General features: G+C 70.0%; 17 protein-coding genes and 2 pseudogenes. 8 read left to right on the plus strand and 11 right to left on the minus strand.

The genetic code is table 11. The features are described from left to right. Positions 1 to 84 precede the first annotated feature (84 nt). Positions 85 to 1,437, plus strand: a complete 1,353-nt coding sequence (locus A3G1_RS0114750; RefSeq protein ID WP_018350251.1) for a choice-of-anchor A family protein — start codon at positions 85 to 87, stop codon at positions 1,435 to 1,437. 63 nt (positions 1,438 to 1,500) lie between these two features. Further along, positions 1,501 to 2,295 (plus strand): RICIN domain-containing protein, encoded by a 795-nt coding sequence (locus A3G1_RS0114755; protein ID WP_157641145.1) that lies wholly within the window; start codon positions 1,501 to 1,503, stop codon positions 2,293 to 2,295. Between the two features lie 6 nt (positions 2,296 to 2,301). On the opposite strand, the gene A3G1_RS0114760 is transcribed toward A3G1_RS0114755, so the two are convergent. The 8 genes from A3G1_RS0114760 to A3G1_RS34935 form a co-directional block, all read right to left on the minus strand. Beyond that, positions 2,302 to 2,952, minus strand: coding sequence for an HNH endonuclease family protein (locus A3G1_RS0114760; RefSeq protein WP_018350253.1), 651 nt, complete (start codon positions 2,950 to 2,952; stop codon positions 2,302 to 2,304). 83 nt (positions 2,953 to 3,035) lie between these two features. Beyond that, a complete protein-coding gene (locus tag A3G1_RS0114765; protein ID WP_018350254.1) occupies positions 3,036 to 3,995 on the minus strand; it encodes a cation diffusion facilitator family transporter in 960 nt (319 codons plus the stop codon). After that, entirely contained in the window at positions 3,992 to 4,339 is a 348-nt protein-coding gene (locus A3G1_RS0114770) for an ArsR/SmtB family transcription factor (protein WP_040478403.1), read from the minus strand. Before A3G1_RS0114770 ends, A3G1_RS0114765 begins: the two co-directional genes overlap by 4 nt. 103 nt (positions 4,340 to 4,442) lie before the next feature. Continuing rightward, entirely contained in the window at positions 4,443 to 4,871 is a 429-nt protein-coding gene (locus tag A3G1_RS0114775) for an OsmC family peroxiredoxin (RefSeq protein ID WP_018350256.1), read from the minus strand. Between the two features lie 46 nt (positions 4,872 to 4,917). Further along, positions 4,918 to 5,736: a DUF1028 domain-containing protein gene (locus A3G1_RS0114780; RefSeq protein WP_018350257.1), complete on the minus strand. Its 819-nt coding sequence runs from the start codon at positions 5,734 to 5,736 to the stop codon at positions 4,918 to 4,920. Between the two features lie 98 nt (positions 5,737 to 5,834). After that, on the minus strand, positions 5,835 to 6,470 hold the full coding sequence (locus tag A3G1_RS0114785) for a GNAT family N-acetyltransferase (RefSeq protein ID WP_245563502.1): 636 nt from the start codon (positions 6,468 to 6,470) through the stop codon (positions 5,835 to 5,837). 59 nt (positions 6,471 to 6,529) lie between these two features. Further along, complete coding sequence (locus A3G1_RS0114790; RefSeq protein WP_018350259.1) at positions 6,530 to 7,177, minus strand: MOSC domain-containing protein; 648 nt, start codon at positions 7,175 to 7,177, stop codon at positions 6,530 to 6,532. 195 nt (positions 7,178 to 7,372) lie between these two features. Then, entirely contained in the window at positions 7,373 to 7,945 is a 573-nt protein-coding gene (locus A3G1_RS34935; protein ID WP_018350260.1) for a snapalysin family zinc-dependent metalloprotease, read from the minus strand. Between the two features lie 253 nt (positions 7,946 to 8,198). Between A3G1_RS34935 and A3G1_RS0114800 the strand changes: the two genes are divergently transcribed. Then, entirely contained in the window at positions 8,199 to 9,125 is a 927-nt protein-coding gene (locus tag A3G1_RS0114800; RefSeq protein ID WP_018350261.1) for a trypsin-like serine peptidase, read from the plus strand. A 148-nt stretch (positions 9,126 to 9,273) separates the two neighbouring features. Beyond that, positions 9,274 to 9,939 (plus strand): uracil-DNA glycosylase, encoded by a 666-nt coding sequence (locus A3G1_RS0114805; protein ID WP_018350262.1) that lies wholly within the window; start codon positions 9,274 to 9,276, stop codon positions 9,937 to 9,939. 147 nt (positions 9,940 to 10,086) lie between these two features. Here A3G1_RS0114805 and A3G1_RS0114810 read toward each other — a convergent pair whose 3' ends face one another. The 3 genes and pseudogenes from A3G1_RS0114810 to secD all read right to left on the minus strand — a co-directional run. Next, positions 10,087 to 10,824: an exodeoxyribonuclease III gene (locus A3G1_RS0114810; RefSeq protein ID WP_425411390.1), complete on the minus strand. Its 738-nt coding sequence runs from the start codon at positions 10,822 to 10,824 to the stop codon at positions 10,087 to 10,089. Next, positions 10,727 to 11,892, minus strand: a pseudogene (gene secF, locus A3G1_RS41775) (protein translocase subunit SecF); the annotation flags it as partial. The gene A3G1_RS0114810 and the pseudogene secF, both read right to left, overlap by 98 nt. Next, positions 11,875 to 13,437: pseudogene (gene secD / locus A3G1_RS34940) on the minus strand (protein translocase subunit SecD); the annotation flags it as partial. The pseudogenes secD and secF, both read right to left, overlap by 18 nt. 199 nt (positions 13,438 to 13,636) lie before the next feature. Here secD and A3G1_RS0114820 point away from each other — a divergent pair. The 4 genes from A3G1_RS0114820 to A3G1_RS0114835 all read left to right on the plus strand — a co-directional run bounded on the left by A3G1_RS0114820 (position 13,637) and on the right by A3G1_RS0114835 (position 16,034). Next, positions 13,637 to 14,392 carry a GNAT family N-acetyltransferase gene (locus A3G1_RS0114820; protein WP_018350265.1) on the plus strand — a complete coding sequence of 252 codons (756 nt, stop codon included), beginning with the start codon at positions 13,637 to 13,639 and terminating at the stop codon, positions 14,390 to 14,392. Between the two features lie 130 nt (positions 14,393 to 14,522). Next, complete coding sequence (locus A3G1_RS34945) at positions 14,523 to 14,891, plus strand: HflX-like GTP-binding protein (protein WP_040478520.1); 369 nt, start codon at positions 14,523 to 14,525, stop codon at positions 14,889 to 14,891. Between the two features lie 316 nt (positions 14,892 to 15,207). After that, positions 15,208 to 15,435 (plus strand): hypothetical protein, encoded by a 228-nt coding sequence (locus tag A3G1_RS0114830; protein WP_018350267.1) that lies wholly within the window; start codon positions 15,208 to 15,210, stop codon positions 15,433 to 15,435. A 194-nt stretch (positions 15,436 to 15,629) separates the two neighbouring features. Then, positions 15,630 to 16,034 carry a DUF1304 family protein gene (locus tag A3G1_RS0114835; protein WP_018350268.1) on the plus strand — a complete coding sequence of 135 codons (405 nt, stop codon included), beginning with the start codon at positions 15,630 to 15,632 and terminating at the stop codon, positions 16,032 to 16,034. The last annotated feature ends 5 nt before the right edge of the window (positions 16,035 to 16,039 follow it).

Consider the following 16,039-nt stretch of genomic DNA (forward strand, 5'->3'; position numbering starts at 1 on the left):
CTCACCTTGCTGCGGGGTTCTGTAGCACGTGCCACCTCGGCGTGTCGACAATATGGACAATATCGGACAAGTTAGCGTGTTTCTATGCGTGCTCTCCGCCGTCCCGCCCTGTTCTGGGCCGCCGCCGTCAGCTCGGTCGCGGTCGGCCTGGTGCTGATCGCGGCTCCAGGGCTCGCCGACCCGCTGCCGGACGGCCTGGGTCCGTGCGTGCCGGGCGACTGCCCGAGCCCGTACCCGCCGATCGGCATCGGCACGGACTTCAAGGGCCGCGACAACGGGATCAACGTGTTCGTCGGCGGGGACTTCCAGGTCCGGGGGCGGGCGGCCGAGACGGAGGGCCGGATCGTGGTGCTCGGCTCCTTCGACCAGAACAAGGACACGAGCGCCGGTGGTTCGGCGGCGTACAACATCGGGATCGTGGGGGCCGGGTCGCTCGTGCCGCCGTCGGACGGGCAGGACTTCCTGGTCACCGGCGGCAACGTGACCGTCGCGGCTGGGCAGCGGCTGATCGGCGAACGGGGCGTGGTCCGGCACGCCGGCACGGCCAGCGGGACGATCCTCGCGGAGAAGGTGGTGCAGGAGACCGGGGCCGCCGACAAGTACAGGAAGATCCGGACCTCGCTCGCCGGCGCCTCGCAGTGCTACGCGAACAAGGAGAAGGCCCCGGCGACCGGCACGGCGAAGAACGAGGGCAGCCAGACGACGTTCAAGGGCGACGGCACGTCGAAGCTCCAGGTGTTCTACGTGGACTTCGACCTGGCCGGGCCATCCGGCGGGCAGCAGGGCATCGTGTTCACCGACATCCCGGCCGGGGCCACCGTCCTGGTCAACGTGGTGAAGACACCGGCGTGGACGGTGAACAGCTACTCGGGCACCATCACCGACGACGACCCGTGGAACAAGATCCGGAGCAAGCTGCTGTGGAACGTCCCGGACGCCACGACGGTGAACGTCGCCGGGACCGGGCAGTTCCAGGGCAGCCTGCTGGCGGGTAACACCGGCTCGACGACCACGCTGACCGCACCGGGTTTCAACGGCCGGATGTTCGCCACCGGGAACCTGGTCCACATGTCGAATCCGGCGGGCGGCGGCGGTCAGGAGATACACGCGTACGCCTTCGACGGCGACCTGCCGAGCTGCGCGGCCCCGACGCCGAGCGCCAGCCCGACGACGGTGGCCCCGACGACCAGCCCGACCACGGCTGCCCCCACCGCCGGGCCGACGACGGTCGCGCCGACCGTGGCTCCCACGACCGTGAAGCCGACGGCGCCGGGGCCGGTGGTCCCGACGAAGCCGTACGCGACGGCGTCGGGTGAGGACATTCCGGAGACGGGGACGTCTTCGCTGGTGCCGGTGATCGGTACCGGGCTGATGCTGCTCGGGGCCGGTATCGCGTCCGTGCTGGTCACGCAGCAGCGACGCAGGCCGTCAAAGTAACCCTATTTTGGAGAATTGCCGCCAATGGGGTGATCGGCGGGATATACAGGCTGGGTGGAGTGGATGCACAGCCTGCTGGCAGGGGCGCTGCTGACGGCCGGTGGCCTGGCGGGCGTGACGCCGAGCACGGCAGAGACGGCCGAGCCAGCGCCGATCCCGCTGAACGCCAACCGTTCGCTGGGCCTGGCGATCGTGGCCGGTGAGATCCGGCTCGCGCCGGTCACCGGCAGCGACGCCGTATGGGTGGCCACCCCGGCCGGGGACCGCACCGCCTTCGTGAACCAGGTGACCGGCGAGTGCCTGGCCGGCCAGAGCCCGCTCGACGGGCTGGCCCTGGTCCCGAAGGCGTGCTCGGCCGACGACCTGTACCAGCACTGGCAGCTCAAACGGGTCGGCGTCCAGCAACGCCAGCTCGTCAACGCCTCCACCGGCAAGTGCGCCACAGTGGACGGCCTCACCGAGGGCGCGCGCGGGTACAGCGACAGCTGCCTGGAGCGCCCGGAGAACAACCGCTGGGCGTTCGGCAACGCTGTCACCAAGGTCTCCGGCGACCAGACGATCCCGTCCACCGGTACCGGGCAGCCACTCGTGGTGAGTGTGACCAGGGTGGACGGGAGCGGGGTCGGCGGCGCGCAGGTCCAGTTCGCGTGGAACGGCAAGTCGTGCCGGTTCGAGGGCGGGGTCAGCGCGTGGATCGGCACGACCGACGCCAGGGGCCAGGTCAGCTCGCCGGCGTTCTACGCCATGCCACAGTTCTCGCACTGCACGGCCTACGCGCGCGGCCTGACGAGCGACATCGAGGGCAGCGCCCGATTCGACATCACCGTCGAGCTGCCGCCCCCGCCCCCGGCGACGTAGGGCCCGTCAGAACGCCCGGGTCACTGTGATCGTCACGTTGGAACAGCCGGCTGCCTGGCTGGTCAGCGCGTTCTTCTCGGCCTGGTCGACGGTGAGCCGCCAGCGGAGCTTCACCGCCACCCACTCGCCGAGGTACCGGCACCGCTGGTACTGCGGCAGCCACTCGGCCGGGTCCTTGTCGCCCTTGGCCTGGTTGACGTCGTCGGTCACGGCGATCAGGGAACGGGAGTCGCCGAGGTCGTTGGCGAAGGCCTGACGGCGCGACGTCGTCCAGGTGCGGGCGCCGGAGTCCCAGGCCTCCGCCAGCGCGACCACGTGGTCGATGTCGAGGTCGGAGGGGTTCGTCCAGTAGGCGTTGTCGTAGTAGGAGTACCAGCGGCCGCCGGACAGGGTGCAGCCGGAGCCGACGGAGGGCGCGGTGACGGCCTCGGCGATCAGTACCTCGTAGCGGGAGTTGCAGCCGTCACCGTCCGCATCGATCCAGTGCGGGAAGAGGTCACGGTTGTACCCGGTGCGGTTCTCGGCGGCCACGGGCAGGGAGGCCACCGCGTCGCGGAGCGGGAGGGACACGGTGCCGGCCCACGCGGGGCTGGCGAGCAGGCCACCACACAGGACGGCGGACAGGACGGTCGCGATGCGCGCAATGGTACGAGTCATGCACCATAGGGGACTCCGCGGACACTTCGCCTGCTATGGGAGCACGTGAACGCCAGACGGCGATCGTGTGAGGACTTGAACCGCTAGGCCCGGTACACCTGGCCGTGGGCGTCGGTGCAGTGCTCGTCGGCCAGCTCCTCCGCTCCGCAGTGGTCGACCTGGAGCGTGGTGTGCCCGAGGTGGTGCTGCTTACGCATGAAGGTCTCGATGTCGGCCCGTACCGCGTGGCAGTCGGCCTCCGGCACCACCAGAACGTGCGCGGACATCGCTGCCTGGCCCGAGGTGATCTGCCAGACGTGCAGGTCGTGGATCTCGACGACGCCGGGCAGCGCGGCCAGCTCCCCGCCCAGGGTCTCCGGGTCGAGGCCGGCGGGCGCGGCCTCCAGCAGGATGCGGCCGGACTCGCGGAGCAGGCCGACACCAGCCTTGACCATGAAGCCCACCACGATCAGCGTGGCGATGCCGTCGGCCCGGGTGAAGCCGGTGACCACGACGATCAGGCCGGCGATCGCGGTGGCGATGAAGACGTACAGGTCGTTGAGGACGTGCTGGTAGGCACCCTCGACGTTCAGGCTGGAGCGGTTGGCCTTGCTCATGCACCAGGCAGCGGCCACGTTGACCACGATGCCCGCCAGGGCCGTGGCCAGCACCAGGCCACCCTTGACCTCCGGCGGGTCGATGATCCGCTCGACGGACTCGTAGGCCAGCCAGGCACCGAGCAGGAGCAGCGTCAGGCCGTTGGCCTGTGCGGACAGGATCTCGGCCCGCTTCAGCCCGAAGGTGTACCCGCCGCGGGGCGGACGCGCCGCCAGCCGCATCGCGACCAGCGCCAGGACGATGGCCGCCGCGTCGGTGAGCATGTGGGCGGCGTCGGACAGCAGGGCCAGCGACTGGGCCGCGACAGCGATCACGACCTCGATCGCCATGAACCCGGTGATCAGGGCGAGGGCTGCGGTCAGCCAGCGCCGGTCGGCGTCGGCGGAGACACCGTGACTGTGTCCGGCGTGGCTGTCGCCGTGGGAGTGGGAGTGGTCGTGGGTCACCGCTGCTCCCCCGCATCGGTACCGTCGTGCTCGTGGTTCTCGTGCTCGTGGTCCGTCACGGCGAGCACGACGCCGAGCAGGTCCTTGAGGGCGTGGGTGAGCTGGGGATCGGCGATCTCGTACCGCACCTTGCGGCCCTCCCAGCCGGCCACGACCAGGCCACAGCCGCGCAGGCAGGCCAGATGGTTACTGATCTTCGACCGGGACTCGCCCAGCCGCCCGGCCAGCTCACTCGGGTACGCGGGCCCGGCGGTCAGCTCGACCAGGATCCGGCACCGGGTCTCGTCGGCGAGCGCCCGGCCGACCCTGGCCATCGCGTCAAGATGCGTCGCTACTGTCAGCATGGCGTGAACTGTACAGCCAAGGCTGAACTGTTGACCAGCCCCTGACACCACGTGGGACCCCTCACTCCGCTATTACGACGTGAGGGGTCCCACGTTGATGCCGCTACACCAGCTTGGCGTCCAGCGTGATCGACGGAACGCCCGCCAGGGCCTTGCTGACCGGGCAGTTCTCCTTCGCCTGCTGCGCGGTGGAGACGAACTCCTCCTCGCCCAGGCCGGGGACGTCGCCGCGCACCGAGAGCCGGATCTCCGTGATGCCGGTACCGGGCACGAAGTCCACCTCCGCCGAGGCGTCCAGGCTGGCGACGGTGTGGCCGGCCTTGGTGAGCAGGTTGGTCAGCACCATGAGGAAGCACGTGGTGTGCGCGCCGGCGAGCAGCTCCTCCGGGCTGGTCCGGCCCTCGGGGCTCTCGGCCCGGGAAGCCCAGGTCACGTCGAAGGAACCGAGCTTCGACGAGTCCAGGCTGATCTGGCCGTTGCCCTCCAGCAGGGAACCTTCCCAGTGGGTACTCGCGACACGGGTGGCGGTCATAGTTGCGCCCCTTTCGGCTGCTGCTCGTTCTCAGTCCTTGCGGGGACTATCCTCTCAAGGCGGCCGTACGGAGCACATCCAGTACCACCGGATCGATCAGCCCGCCGGCCAGCCGCTCCTCGAGGTTCTCCACGCCGGCCCAGCTGTCCAGGCTCTCGTACCCGAGCTTCGCCAGCAGGACGCTGACCTCCGTGGCCAGCTCGCCTTCGAGGGGCAGCAGCTCGGCCGGGTCGGACCGGCCGAAGTAGAGCTCGTGCAGGCCGTGCAGCCGGATCAGCTCGGCGACCGGCTCGGCGTGGTCGTCCACCCGCAGGTCCACGGACACGTCACTGCCGCCGCCGTACCCGCCGCCCGGCGTGACCACGAGGATCGCCGCGCTCTGCCGGCCCCGCCGGTCGCCGCCAGCGTCCTCGCCGGCCTTGAGCGCACGCAGGAGCCGGTCGGCGAAGGGCAGGCCGGCCGAGTCCAGCCAGGACCGCTCGATCGCGGCCACGACCTCGGGGCCGGAGAGGATGTTGCCCTGGATCGCGTACCCGTCGCCGGTCAGCCCGCCGGCCCAGCCGTGGCAGGACACCCCCGTGTACGAGGCACCGTCGCCAGCCGGCCCGACCACGCCGAGCTGCCGGTCGGCCCGGCCCTCGTCGGCGGCGGTCAGCCCGGCCACGACGCCAGCTGCCGGTACGCCGGTGCGCAGGAGGGTGAGGCCCTGCTGCCGGTACGCGAGGTTGGCCGCGGCCTGGGTGGCGAGCGCGCCAGCCCCAGCCTCGGCAGCTGGCACCGCCATGCCCACGGCGAGGAACTTGCTGGCCACGGCGACCCCGAACGACTGGCCGTCAGCCGACCTGGCCACGATCGAATACGTCATGCCGCCGGAGCCTAGCCGTGGCCGTCCCGTTCCAGAAGGGCCCGCAGGTCACAGAAGCCGCCCACCTCATCCGCCAGCTCGCCGCCACACTCGTCAGATCATGCCTCGTGAGTGAAGCTGGTGATCCTTGAGCGCAGTTGCCAGCCGAGGCCCTCGTAGAGGGCACGCCCTTCCTCCGTCGCGTGGAGCGCTGCGGTCACGGCACCGTGGTCCATGGCTGCGACGGTGAGTGCGTTCATCACCGCTGTGCCCAGGCCGCGGCGCTGGTGTGCGGGTTCGGTGCCGACACGGTCCACGACGGCGATTCCGTCCACCACGGCGGTGTATCCCGCCGCGGCGACCTCGCCCTCGCAATGCACCCGCACGTTGATGACGCCCGCGTCGATCGTGGTGCTGAGGTCATAGCCAGCGGGCACGCTCGGCGCGCCCTGCCGCAGCGTGGTCGTCATGAGCGGCTCCGGCGGCGTGCGTTGCCAGGCCGGCCCGAGCAGGGCGGCTACCGCGTCCTCGGCGGCGGCAACGATGATCACACCGTGCGGCGCGGTCGCCTCCGCCGCCGCGCTGCGCACCGCGTCGAGGTCGTCGCGAAACACCAGACAGCGGGCGCGGGTCTTCGGCCGGACCTCGTCGATCCGCAGGCCCCAGGCGGTCTCGACGGGCACGGAGTTGCGCCTGACAGCAGCCAGGCCCTTTGCCCAGCTGCGGAGCACGTCAGTTACTTCATCCAAGATCATCCGCACGAGAGTACTCGTACGCCAAAGGGCCAGCGCCAGGCCTGGCCAGGGCTCGCGGGTTACAGAAGGGCCAGCTTCTCGCGTGTCTCGTGGTGGACGGTGTCGATGGCCGGGAGAAGCTCCGGAAGACGGTGACGTTCCGTGGTCAGCGCCCGGAAGACCAGGCTGACGGTGACGTCGTGCTCCGGCCGGTGGATGACCTCGATGGTGTCGCCGGCCGCGATGACGCCGGGCTCGATGACCCGCAGGTACGCGCCGGTCACAGCCTTCTGCGTGAAGCGCTTGACCCAGCCGCGCTCCTCCAGCCAGCCAGCGAAGGTCCGGCACGGGATACGCGCCGCGCACACCTCCAGCACGAGCTCGCCGCCGACCCGCCAGCGCTCGCCGATCCGCGCGCCGGTGAGGTCGAGGCCCTCGGTGGTCAGGTTCTCGCCGAACATGCCGTCGGTCAGCTCCCGGCCGAGTTCCGCTGCCCACATGTCGAGGTCCTCGCGGGCGTACGCGTACACGGCCTGGTCGTTGCCGCCGTGGTGCCGCAGGTCGCAGACGGTGTCCCCGGCCAGCCCGCTCCCGCCGGTACCCTTCGGCCCCGGTGCCGCGACGGCGACCGGCCCGCCGGCTGGGAGCTTGACGATGCCGGTCACGCCGAGGTCGGCGTGCTCGGAGGTGGTTGGCTTGCCGACGTTCACGGAGCGGAGCAGACCCATGATCAGCAGCCTAGCTCCGCCGTACGCCGCACCGCCGCCGGGTTTCGGCGCACCGGCACGCGGAAGGCCACCAGCGGCGGGAGGATCCGCTGGCGGCCACGAGTACCACTGATCAGTTCTTGATCTTCTGCTCGTGATCTGAGCTGAAGTGGCCCGCCGAGAGCGCGCGTCGACGCTCTCAGCGGGCCGGCACTGCTAGTAGACGCGGCTGGTGCCGGTGAAGGCCTCGCGGCTCGCGACGAGGCCGTTGCGGAACAGGTACTCGACCCGGGAGACCTCGGTGGAGTTCGGGTACGGGTTCGTGCAGGAGGTGCCGGCGCTGCCGCCCGACATCAGCTGCGAGCACACGCCGTTGTAGTTGTCCGGCAGGCCGAGGATGTGGCCGAGCTCGTGCGACAGGATGCGCAGCGGGCTGTGGCCCTGGTTGACCTGGGTCCGGTCGATGTAGATGGTGCCACGGCCGAGGCCGTTCACGTAGGCGCGCGAGCCACCGCTGTTGGTCACGTACACGTTGATCGTGGCTCCGGAGCCGGACCGCAGCGTGATGTTGTTGACCCGGCTGTCCCAGATCTGCGCGGCCTGGTCGAAGGTCGTGCGGTACTCGCCGGCTCCGCTGGCGTTGTAGACCAGGTTGCGGACGGCCAGCGGGGCGGCCGGCTGCGCGGGAGCTGCCGTCGCCGCGGAACCGGCGCCGACCAGCGCGCCAGCGGCGACCACGGTGAGAACGGCCAGGTTGCGCAGGCCACGGACGAACTTGCTTGCGGACATGTTCACTCCTAGTGAGGGGTGGAGTTAACGGGCTTGTAAGACCTACGCATATTTAGATTTGTCCACAATCCCCGAGTCAAGGTCCCGCGCCGGGAATGTCACGAGGCAAGGGGCACGCAAGGGTGCGCTGGGCCTGTGTGGACGGCTGGGGCGAGCCGCCCCTTGTGCCATATCGACGATCGTCACTAGAAAAACATGAAAAGTTTCCACTATCTTCACTGCCACTGTCCTTCCCCCTCATGGAGAGTGGTCAATGAAGAGGAAGCTTCTCTCAACGTTCTCGGTCCTGGCAGCTGTCGGCGCGAGCCTGCTCGGCGGCGGAGCCCCTGCCCAGGCCGCAGATCCGTCCACACTGGTCAGCGCCGGCGCGCAGCAGCAGGCCGCCGCGTTCTGGACGGCCGAGCGCATGCGCTCGGCCACGCCGATGGACGCCATCACGGTGAACGTCAGGCCGGGCAAGGTGGCCACCGGCACGCCGAGTTCCGTCTCGCCCACCGCCATCCCGAACGCCGGCGGCCCGTGGACGGGCGGCGGAGCCGTGGTCAAGACGACCGGCCGGGTGTTCTTCACGATGGGTGACCGCACTGCCTCCTGCTCCGGCAGCGCTGTCACCAGCACCAACAAGAGCACGGTGATCACCGCCGGGCACTGCGTGAAGTACCAGGGCGCCTGGCACACCAACTGGGTCTTCGTGCCCGGCTACGACAACGGCAACCGGCCATACGGCACCTGGGCCGCCCGGTCACTCAAGGCGACCCCGCAGTGGGTGGCCAGCGAGAACATCAGCTACGACATCGGCGCGGCCGTCGTCAGCCAGCTCGACGGCGCGAACCTGACCGACGTGGTCGGCGGCCAGGGCATCGCGTTCAACCAGCCGAAGCAGCAGAACATGTACGCCTACGGCTACCCGGCCGCCGCTCCGTACGACGGCTCGAAGCTGATCTACTGCTCCGGCAAGGCGTTCAACGAGTGGCTCGGGACGGGTGACCTCGGGCTGACGTGCAACATGACCGGCGGGGCCAGCGGCGGCCCGTGGTTCCTGTCGTTCAGCGAGTCAGCAGGCACCGGCACGCTGAACTCGGTGAACAGCTTCAAGTACAACTTCTCCACCAAGTACATGTTCGGCCCGTACTTCGCGGCCGACGCGCAGAACCTCTACAACGCGGCTCAGACCGCCTGACCGCGCGGAGTGTCACCGGCCGGGTCCCGCGCCGCCCAGCGGGACCCGGCTCCGTCCGGTGTGGACCGGGCCTCGCGGGCACTCTGACCAGCGCGGCTTTTGGTCTTGTCGTACCCGGACGGTAAAGTCACTCGCCGTGGCAGCCCCTTTGTCTGAACTTGTCAGCTCCGACTGGGCCGAGGCCCTGGAGCCCGTGTCCGAGCAGATCGCCAAGATGGGCGACTTCCTGCGTGCCGAGATCGCCGCCGGGCGGGAGTACCTGCCGGCCGGGGAGAACGTGCTCCGCGCCTTCACGCAGCCTCTCGACGAGGTGAAGGTGCTCCTGGTCGGCCAGGATCCCTACCCGACCCCCGGCAACGCCGTCGGGCTCAGCTTCTCGGTGTCGCCGGAGACCCGGCGCATCCCGCCGAGCCTCGTGAACATCTTCAAGGAGTACTGCGAGGATCTCGGCCTGCCCAAGCCTGCCAACGGCGACCTGACCCCGTGGACGAAGCAGGGTGTCCTGCTGCTCAACCGTTCGCTGACGACAGCCCCGCGCACCCCGGGCGCGCACAAGAACAAGGGCTGGGAGAAGGTCACCGACCAGGCGATCCGCGCGCTCGTCGCCCGCCAGCGCCCGCTGGTGGCGATCCTGTGGGGCCGTGACGCCCAGTCGCTGCGCCCGCTGCTCGGCGACACGCCGAGGATCGAGGCCGTGCACCCGAGCCCGATGTCCGCCGACCGTGGCTTCTTCGGGCACAAGCCCTTCACCCGGGCCAACCAGCTCCTGGCCGAGCAAGGCGCCGACCCGGTCGACTGGACCCTGCCCGCCTGACGCTCTTGATCTGACGCTCTTGATCTGAGGCGAAGTGGCCCGCTGAGAGCGAATCTGGCAAGCGGCGCGGGCTTCCTCGTACCGGTGTTGTACGTGGAAGCCCGCGCCGCGCAGTCCAGATTCGCTCTCAGCGGGTCTAAACGGCCGCTAAACGGCCGAGTAGGTGATGGTGACCGGGGAGTGATCCGACCAGCGCTGGTCGTAGGACTCCACCCGTTCCACCCGGGCCGCGGTGGCCCTGGCGGCCAGGCCCGGGGTGCTGACGTGGTAGTCGATCCGCCAGCCGGCGTCGTTGTTGAAGGCCTGGCCCCGGTAGGACCACCAGGTGTAGGGGCCGGGGCCTTCCGGGTGCAGGGTGCGGAAGACGTCGGTGTAGCCGCCGTCCTCGGGCGCGAAGACCTTGCCCAGCCACTCCCGCTCCTCGGGGAGGAAGCCGGCCTGCTTCTGGTTGGTCTTCCAGTTCTTCAGGTCGATCTCGCGGTGCGCGATGTTCCAGTCGCCGCAGACCAGCACCTCGCGGCCCTCGGACGCCGCGCGCTGCCGCAGCGCGACCAGGTAGGAGTAGAACTCCTTCATGAAGCGTTCCTTCTCGTCCTGCCGCTCGGTGCCGGTCTCACCGGAGGGCAGGTAGAGGCTGGCGACGGTCAGGCCGGGCAGGTCCACTTCGAGGTACCGGCCGGACAGGTCGAACTCCTCAGACCCGAAGCCGATCCGGCTGCCCTCCGGCGCGGCCCGGGTGAGCACGGCCACACCAGCCCGCCCCTTGGCGACGGACGGGGCGTAGAGGGCGTGCCAGCCCTCCGGGTTGCGGACCTCGTCGGGGATCTGGTGCGCCTCGGCACGGACTTCCTGGAGGCAGACGACATCGGCGCTGGTGGAGGCCAGCCACTCGGTGTAGCCCTTGGGAGCTGCGGCCCGCAGGCCGTTGACGTTCACGGTCGACACAGTCAGCACGAAGGCAGGCTACGCTGCCGCCGCCTGCCTGCGGGACCTGACCCGCAGGTCGTGGGCTCTGACCCGCTTGTCGAGGTACTTGAGGTCGACGGTGATCGGCGTGGCGAGCAGGATCGACGAGAACACCGCGGTGGCCATGCCGACGAAGAGCACGAGGGCGAGGTCCTTGAGGGTACCGGCGCCGAGGAAGCCGACCCCGATGAAGAGCATGCCGGCGACGGGCAGCAGCGCGATGACCGACGTGTTGATCGAGCGCATGAGGGTCTGGTTGACAGCGAGGTTTGCCGCCTCGGCGTAGGTACGGCGGGTGCCGGACAGCACACGTTCCGTGTTCTCGTGCACCTTGTCGAAGACGACCACCACGTCGTACAGCGCGAAGCCGAGGATGGTCAGCATGCCGATCACTGTGGACGGGGAGACCTCGAAGCCCGCCAGTGAGTACACCATCGCGGCCACGAGCAGGTCGAACAGCAGCGAGGCTATCGCGCCGACCGCCATCCGCCACTCGAACCGGATCACCAGGTACGCGATCACGAGCGCCAGGAAGATCAGCAGGCCGAGCAGCGCGCGTTTGGTGATCTGTGAGCCCCAGGCCGCGCTGACCCGGTTGTCGGAGACCTGCTCGGGGGTGAGCTTGAGGGCGGTGGCGACGCCGTTCTTCACCTCGAGCGTCCTGGCTGCGGTGAGGGGCGCTGTCCGGACCAGGTAGGTCGGGGTCGCGCCGCCGACCCGCTGGGCGGACACGACTGTGGCGCCGGCCTTGCCGACGGCGTCGCGGGCCTGGTCGAGGGTGAGGTTCGCCGCCGGTACCTGGAAGGAGTTGCCGCCCTTGAACTCGATGCCCAGGTGGAAGCCGCGCCACACGAAGCTGACGATCGCGAGCACGACGAAGGCCGCCACGATGCCGTACCAGAGCTTGCGCCTGCCGACGATGTCGAGGCCGGCCTCGCCCCGGTACAGCTTCGCGAAGAAGGTCTGTTTCTCCCCCTGGGAGTGCAGGACGCGGCCGAGCCCGGAGACCCGGGGCGACAGGAACGCCCGCATCCTGGCCAGGACGGTCATCATCGGGTGCCGGAAGAGGAAGACGACCAGCAGGTCGAGGATCGTGGCCAGGCCGAGCGCGAAGGCGAAGCCCTTCACCGCGCCGACGGAGACCAGGTAGAGCACGACCGCGGCGCCGATGGTGACCACGTTCGCGGAGATGATCGTCCGGCGGGCGCGGACCCAGGCCCGGTCGACGGCGCTGCGCGGCGTCCGCCCTTCCCGGATCTCGTCTTTGAGCCGTTCGAAGTAGATGACGAACGAGTCGGCCGCGACACCGAGCGACACGATGAAACCGGCGATGCCCGCGAGCGTCAGCGTGAACCCGATCGACCGGCCGAGCAGCACGAGCGCCGCGTACGTGAGCAGCGCCGAGATCACGAGGCTGCCCATGATGACGGTGCCGAGCAGCCGGTAGTAGAACAGCGCGTAGAGGAGGACGAGGGCCATGCCGATGCCTGCGGCGAGGAGGCCGGCCCGGAGCTGCTCGGTACCGAGCGTCGCGGAGATCGAGTTCGCCTCGCCCTGCTCGAAGGTCAGGGGCAGCGCGCCGTACTTGAGCTGGTTGCTCAGCAGCTCCGCGTCCCGCCTGCCGAACCCGCCGGTGATCTCGGCGTCCCCGGTGATCACGTTCTGGATGCGCGGGGCGGAGACGATGGTGTTGTCGAGGACGATGGCGACCTGGTTGGCCTCGCCGTTCGCGTACGCCTCCCTGGTCAGGTCCGTCCACTTCTGCTGCCCGCCGGACGTGAAGGTCAGCGTCACCTTCCACCCGTTGTCGAAGGCGAAGTTGGAGCCGGACACGTCCGTGCCGACGACCTTCGCGATGTCCAGCAGGTACTTCGTCGCCCCGTCACACGCCGTGACCTGCACGGCGGGATCGTCCACGCTGCCCGGGGGCCGTTCGCCGAGCTGGCGGCAGTTCACGGTCGGAACGTTGAACTGGACAGCGGCTGGCAGTACGGCGACCTCGCGCCCGCTCAGCGTCCCGAAGGGTGCGAGCTCGGCAGCCTTGGCGGTTCCGTCCTGCGGCGAGGTCAGCGCCTGCGCGACGGGCCAGGCCGCGCCGAGCTTCGCCGTCACCTGGTCGAGCGTGACCGTCCCCTGTGGACTGGCCGGCGGGGCTGGTGCCGCCGGATCAGACTGCACCCCGCCGAGTACCTTGCGGAACTTGAGCTGGGCCGGCTGCCCCACCTGCTTGATCGCGTCCCCGCCGGACCCGGCGACGGACACCTTGATGTTCGAGTCGCCCTCGGTGACGACCTCGGGTTCGGCGACGCCGAGGCCGTTGACCCGGTTCTCGATGATCTGCCGGGCCTGCTCCAGGCTGGACGCCGACGGCGGCTTGCCGTCGGGCGTACGGGCGATGAGCGTCAGCGTCGTCCCGCCGACCAGGTCGAGGCCGAGCCGGGGGCTGAGCCGGTCCTTGGACCACATCTTGCCGGGGCCGGTGAACAGCACCAGAGCCCACAGCCCGACCAGGATCACCCCGAGGGCGGTCACCTGCCGCCACGGGTGCGCGCGCCGTTCCGCCACGGCCGTCCCCTTCCGCTGCCACCACCGCCGGCTCTTCCCCAGACCTTTCGATCCTCCATGAGGGATGGGGCTGTTTTCCGGGGAATGCGTAGTTTCGCGATTGGCCCAGGCTCAGGCGGGGCGATTGGCCCTGCCAGCTGAGCCGCTCACGATCTAGTCTGGTTTCATGATCAAGATCTCCGAGGTGTACCCCGCCGAGCTGTACCTGGCCACCGAAAGCTTCGCGTCGATGTGGACGGCGATGGCCAGGGCCGGCGGCCGGCTGCTGGCCGACCGGCCAGGGTTCCTCGCCTGCGGCCCGGCCGAGCCCGGCACGCCCAGGATCCTGCTGCGCTCCGGCACGCCCGGGGCTGACGAGGTCGCGGAGCTGACCGCGCTCGCCGCCGCCTGGCGCGCGGACGGCGGCGAGGTGGTGGTCGAGGACCCGTTCAGCGCCCTCACGCCCGACCCGGCACTGGGCCTCACGCCGCGCCAGCTCCCGGTGATGATCCGGTACCCGAAGGCCCTCGACCGCCGCGAGATCCCGGGCGTGACGGTCAGGCGCGTGGACGCCGCGTCGCTGGCGACCGCCGAACGGGTCATCGTCGAAGGCTTCCCCCTCGAACCGTTCGCGCCCTACGTCCCCGCCCAGGCCTTCCCGCCCGCGATGCTCGACCAGCAGGGCACCGGCTTCTTCCTCGCGGAGATCGACGGCGTCGCCGCCGGCGCCTGCCTCACCGTCGGCAATGGCCAGACCCTCGGCGTGTACTGGATGAGCACCCTCCCCGAGCACCGCTCCCGTGGCGTCGGCCGCGCCCTGATGTACGCCGTCCTCGACCTCGCCGCCGGCCTGCCCGTCGCCCTGGTGGCCGCCAAGCCCGGCCGCCCCCTCTACGAGTCCCTCGGCTTCGACCTGATCACCCACTCGACGTGGTGGGCCTGAACCGAGCTGACCTCCGTGGCTGGCGGGCTATGGTGTGCCGGTGACACGGCGGTGGAAGGCCCATCGGGTACCCCAGCATGCCCCGGGCCGTGCCGCCGTTCCGGATCTCGTCACGATGGCCGGGAGCAGCGTGCTGATCGCAGGCCTGTTCTCGGCCAAGGTCAAGGAACCCTGGCTGGCACTGGACGACCTGGCCGCCCTGGTTGAAAGCATGGGCGGCACGGTGGCTGGCCGGTTCCTTCAGCGGCGCGGGATCTCTGGAGGCAGGCGAGGCGACGCGCCGGGAGGCCGCGCCAACCTGGATCAGCCGTACTCCTCACGAACCCTGATGAGCCACGGGAAGATCCGTGAGATCGCCGCAGCCCAGGCTCACACTCAGGCCGTGGCGGTCGTGTTCTGCAACGACGTGACCGACCGGCAGCGCAGAGCCCTGGAGCAACTGATCGGCTGCCCTGTTCTGAGCCGCGCAGCGCTGGACACAACAAAACCCAAGATCTGATTTTGTACCCGGAACGGGCGCACCCGGCCGCGCACAGCAACCCCGCGCCCCCGGGCACCGGAGCCCCCGTCGCTGCACCCCGGCTGCCAGGCCAGCGGTCCCCCACGTCCGGCCCCGAGCGGCCGCCCCGGCCGCAACGGCAGCGCCTCCCCCGGGCTACCGCCCGGACGGCGCTGCCTCCCGCGGCCACCCCGTTCCGGTGCTCCCGGGCCCTGCCGGCCCCGCCGCCCCGGAACCCACCCGGCCACGCCGAGCCCCAGCCCAGCAAGGAACCCGCGGGACGTCACCTCAGCCGACCCCATGCCACCATGTGCGCATGCAGCTGCACGGAGACCGGATCACCGCCCCGAAGAACCTGATGATCAGGGACATCATGGTCAACAACAGCTGCCTGCTCATCACGCTCGACCGCGCCCTCTTCCTGCGCGAGGGCGAGACGATCCAGCTCGAAGACCACCAGCCCGTGGTCGAACGCCACGACGGCACAACCCTCCGCCCCTCGTGCACCTCTGCTGCTGTCAGATGGTCGTACAAACTGCTCTGACCCACAGCCCGAACCTCCGGCGATAGTGGTCTTGAGCTGGGTATATGCCGCCGAGGCTCCGGCTGGGATACTGAGGGTGCCTGGCTGCTGGCCGGGCTGGGCTGGAGCACTCGGCGTGTCGCGCCGGGCCTGCTGGGCCGGGGCGGCACGGCGGGGATCCGGTTCACGGGCTCCGTCGCGGAAGGACCTGTGCCGTGAACACTGTTGCCCAGATCGCCACCCTGGTCAGCGTCGTGGCCTACCTCGGGGCCGCGCCCCTGGAGATGTTCCTGATCGACAAGCCGTTCGCCCGCAGGTTCCTGCATGTCGAGGCCGACAACATCAGTGACATCCGGATGTGGGGCTTCGTGGTCGGTTTCCGGAACGCTCTGGCCGGGATCGGGGGCCTGACCGGCCTGATCATGGTGTGGAACGGCCACGCGACAGCGGGGCGTGCCGTCGTGCTGACCGTGCTGTCCTACATGGTCCTGGCCAGCCTCGCGATGGGCGTGGCCGACCTGCTCGGGTACTGGAAGCCGCGTGGCGGGAGCGTGATCGGCACGATCGGGTCGAGCGTGCCGCCGCTGATCGCGATCGTGGCCATGCTCGGCTGGGACTGATCACC

Origin of the sequence: Longispora albida DSM 44784 (assembly GCF_000379825.1) — a bacterium.
GTDB lineage: Bacteria > Actinomycetota > Actinomycetes > Mycobacteriales > Micromonosporaceae > Longispora > Longispora albida.

Bases quoted from the DNA above. Each gene is read 5' to 3' on its own strand.
- A3G1_RS0114750 (WP_018350251.1), top strand. From the start codon at position 85: ATGCGTGCTCTCCGCCGTCCCGCCCTGTTCTGGGCCGCCGCCGTCAGC.
- A3G1_RS0114755 (WP_157641145.1), top strand. From the start codon at position 1,501: ATGCACAGCCTGCTGGCAGGGGCGCTGCTGACGGCCGGTGGCCTGGCG.
- A3G1_RS0114760 (WP_018350253.1), bottom strand. From the start codon at position 2,952: ATGACTCGTACCATTGCGCGCATCGCGACCGTCCTGTCCGCCGTCCTG.
- A3G1_RS0114770 (WP_040478403.1), bottom strand. From the start codon at position 4,339: ATGCTGACAGTAGCGACGCATCTTGACGCGATGGCCAGGGTCGGCCGG.
- A3G1_RS0114775 (WP_018350256.1), bottom strand. From the start codon at position 4,871: ATGACCGCCACCCGTGTCGCGAGTACCCACTGGGAAGGTTCCCTGCTG.
- A3G1_RS0114780 (WP_018350257.1), bottom strand. From the start codon at position 5,736: ATGACGTATTCGATCGTGGCCAGGTCGGCTGACGGCCAGTCGTTCGGG.
- A3G1_RS0114785 (WP_245563502.1), bottom strand. From the start codon at position 6,470: ATGATCTTGGATGAAGTAACTGACGTGCTCCGCAGCTGGGCAAAGGGC.
- A3G1_RS0114790 (WP_018350259.1), bottom strand. From the start codon at position 7,177: ATGGGTCTGCTCCGCTCCGTGAACGTCGGCAAGCCAACCACCTCCGAG.
- A3G1_RS34935 (WP_018350260.1), bottom strand. From the start codon at position 7,945: ATGTCCGCAAGCAAGTTCGTCCGTGGCCTGCGCAACCTGGCCGTTCTC.
- A3G1_RS0114800 (WP_018350261.1), top strand. From the start codon at position 8,199: ATGAAGAGGAAGCTTCTCTCAACGTTCTCGGTCCTGGCAGCTGTCGGC.
- A3G1_RS0114820 (WP_018350265.1), top strand. From the start codon at position 13,637: ATGATCAAGATCTCCGAGGTGTACCCCGCCGAGCTGTACCTGGCCACC.
- A3G1_RS0114830 (WP_018350267.1), top strand. From the start codon at position 15,208: ATGCAGCTGCACGGAGACCGGATCACCGCCCCGAAGAACCTGATGATC.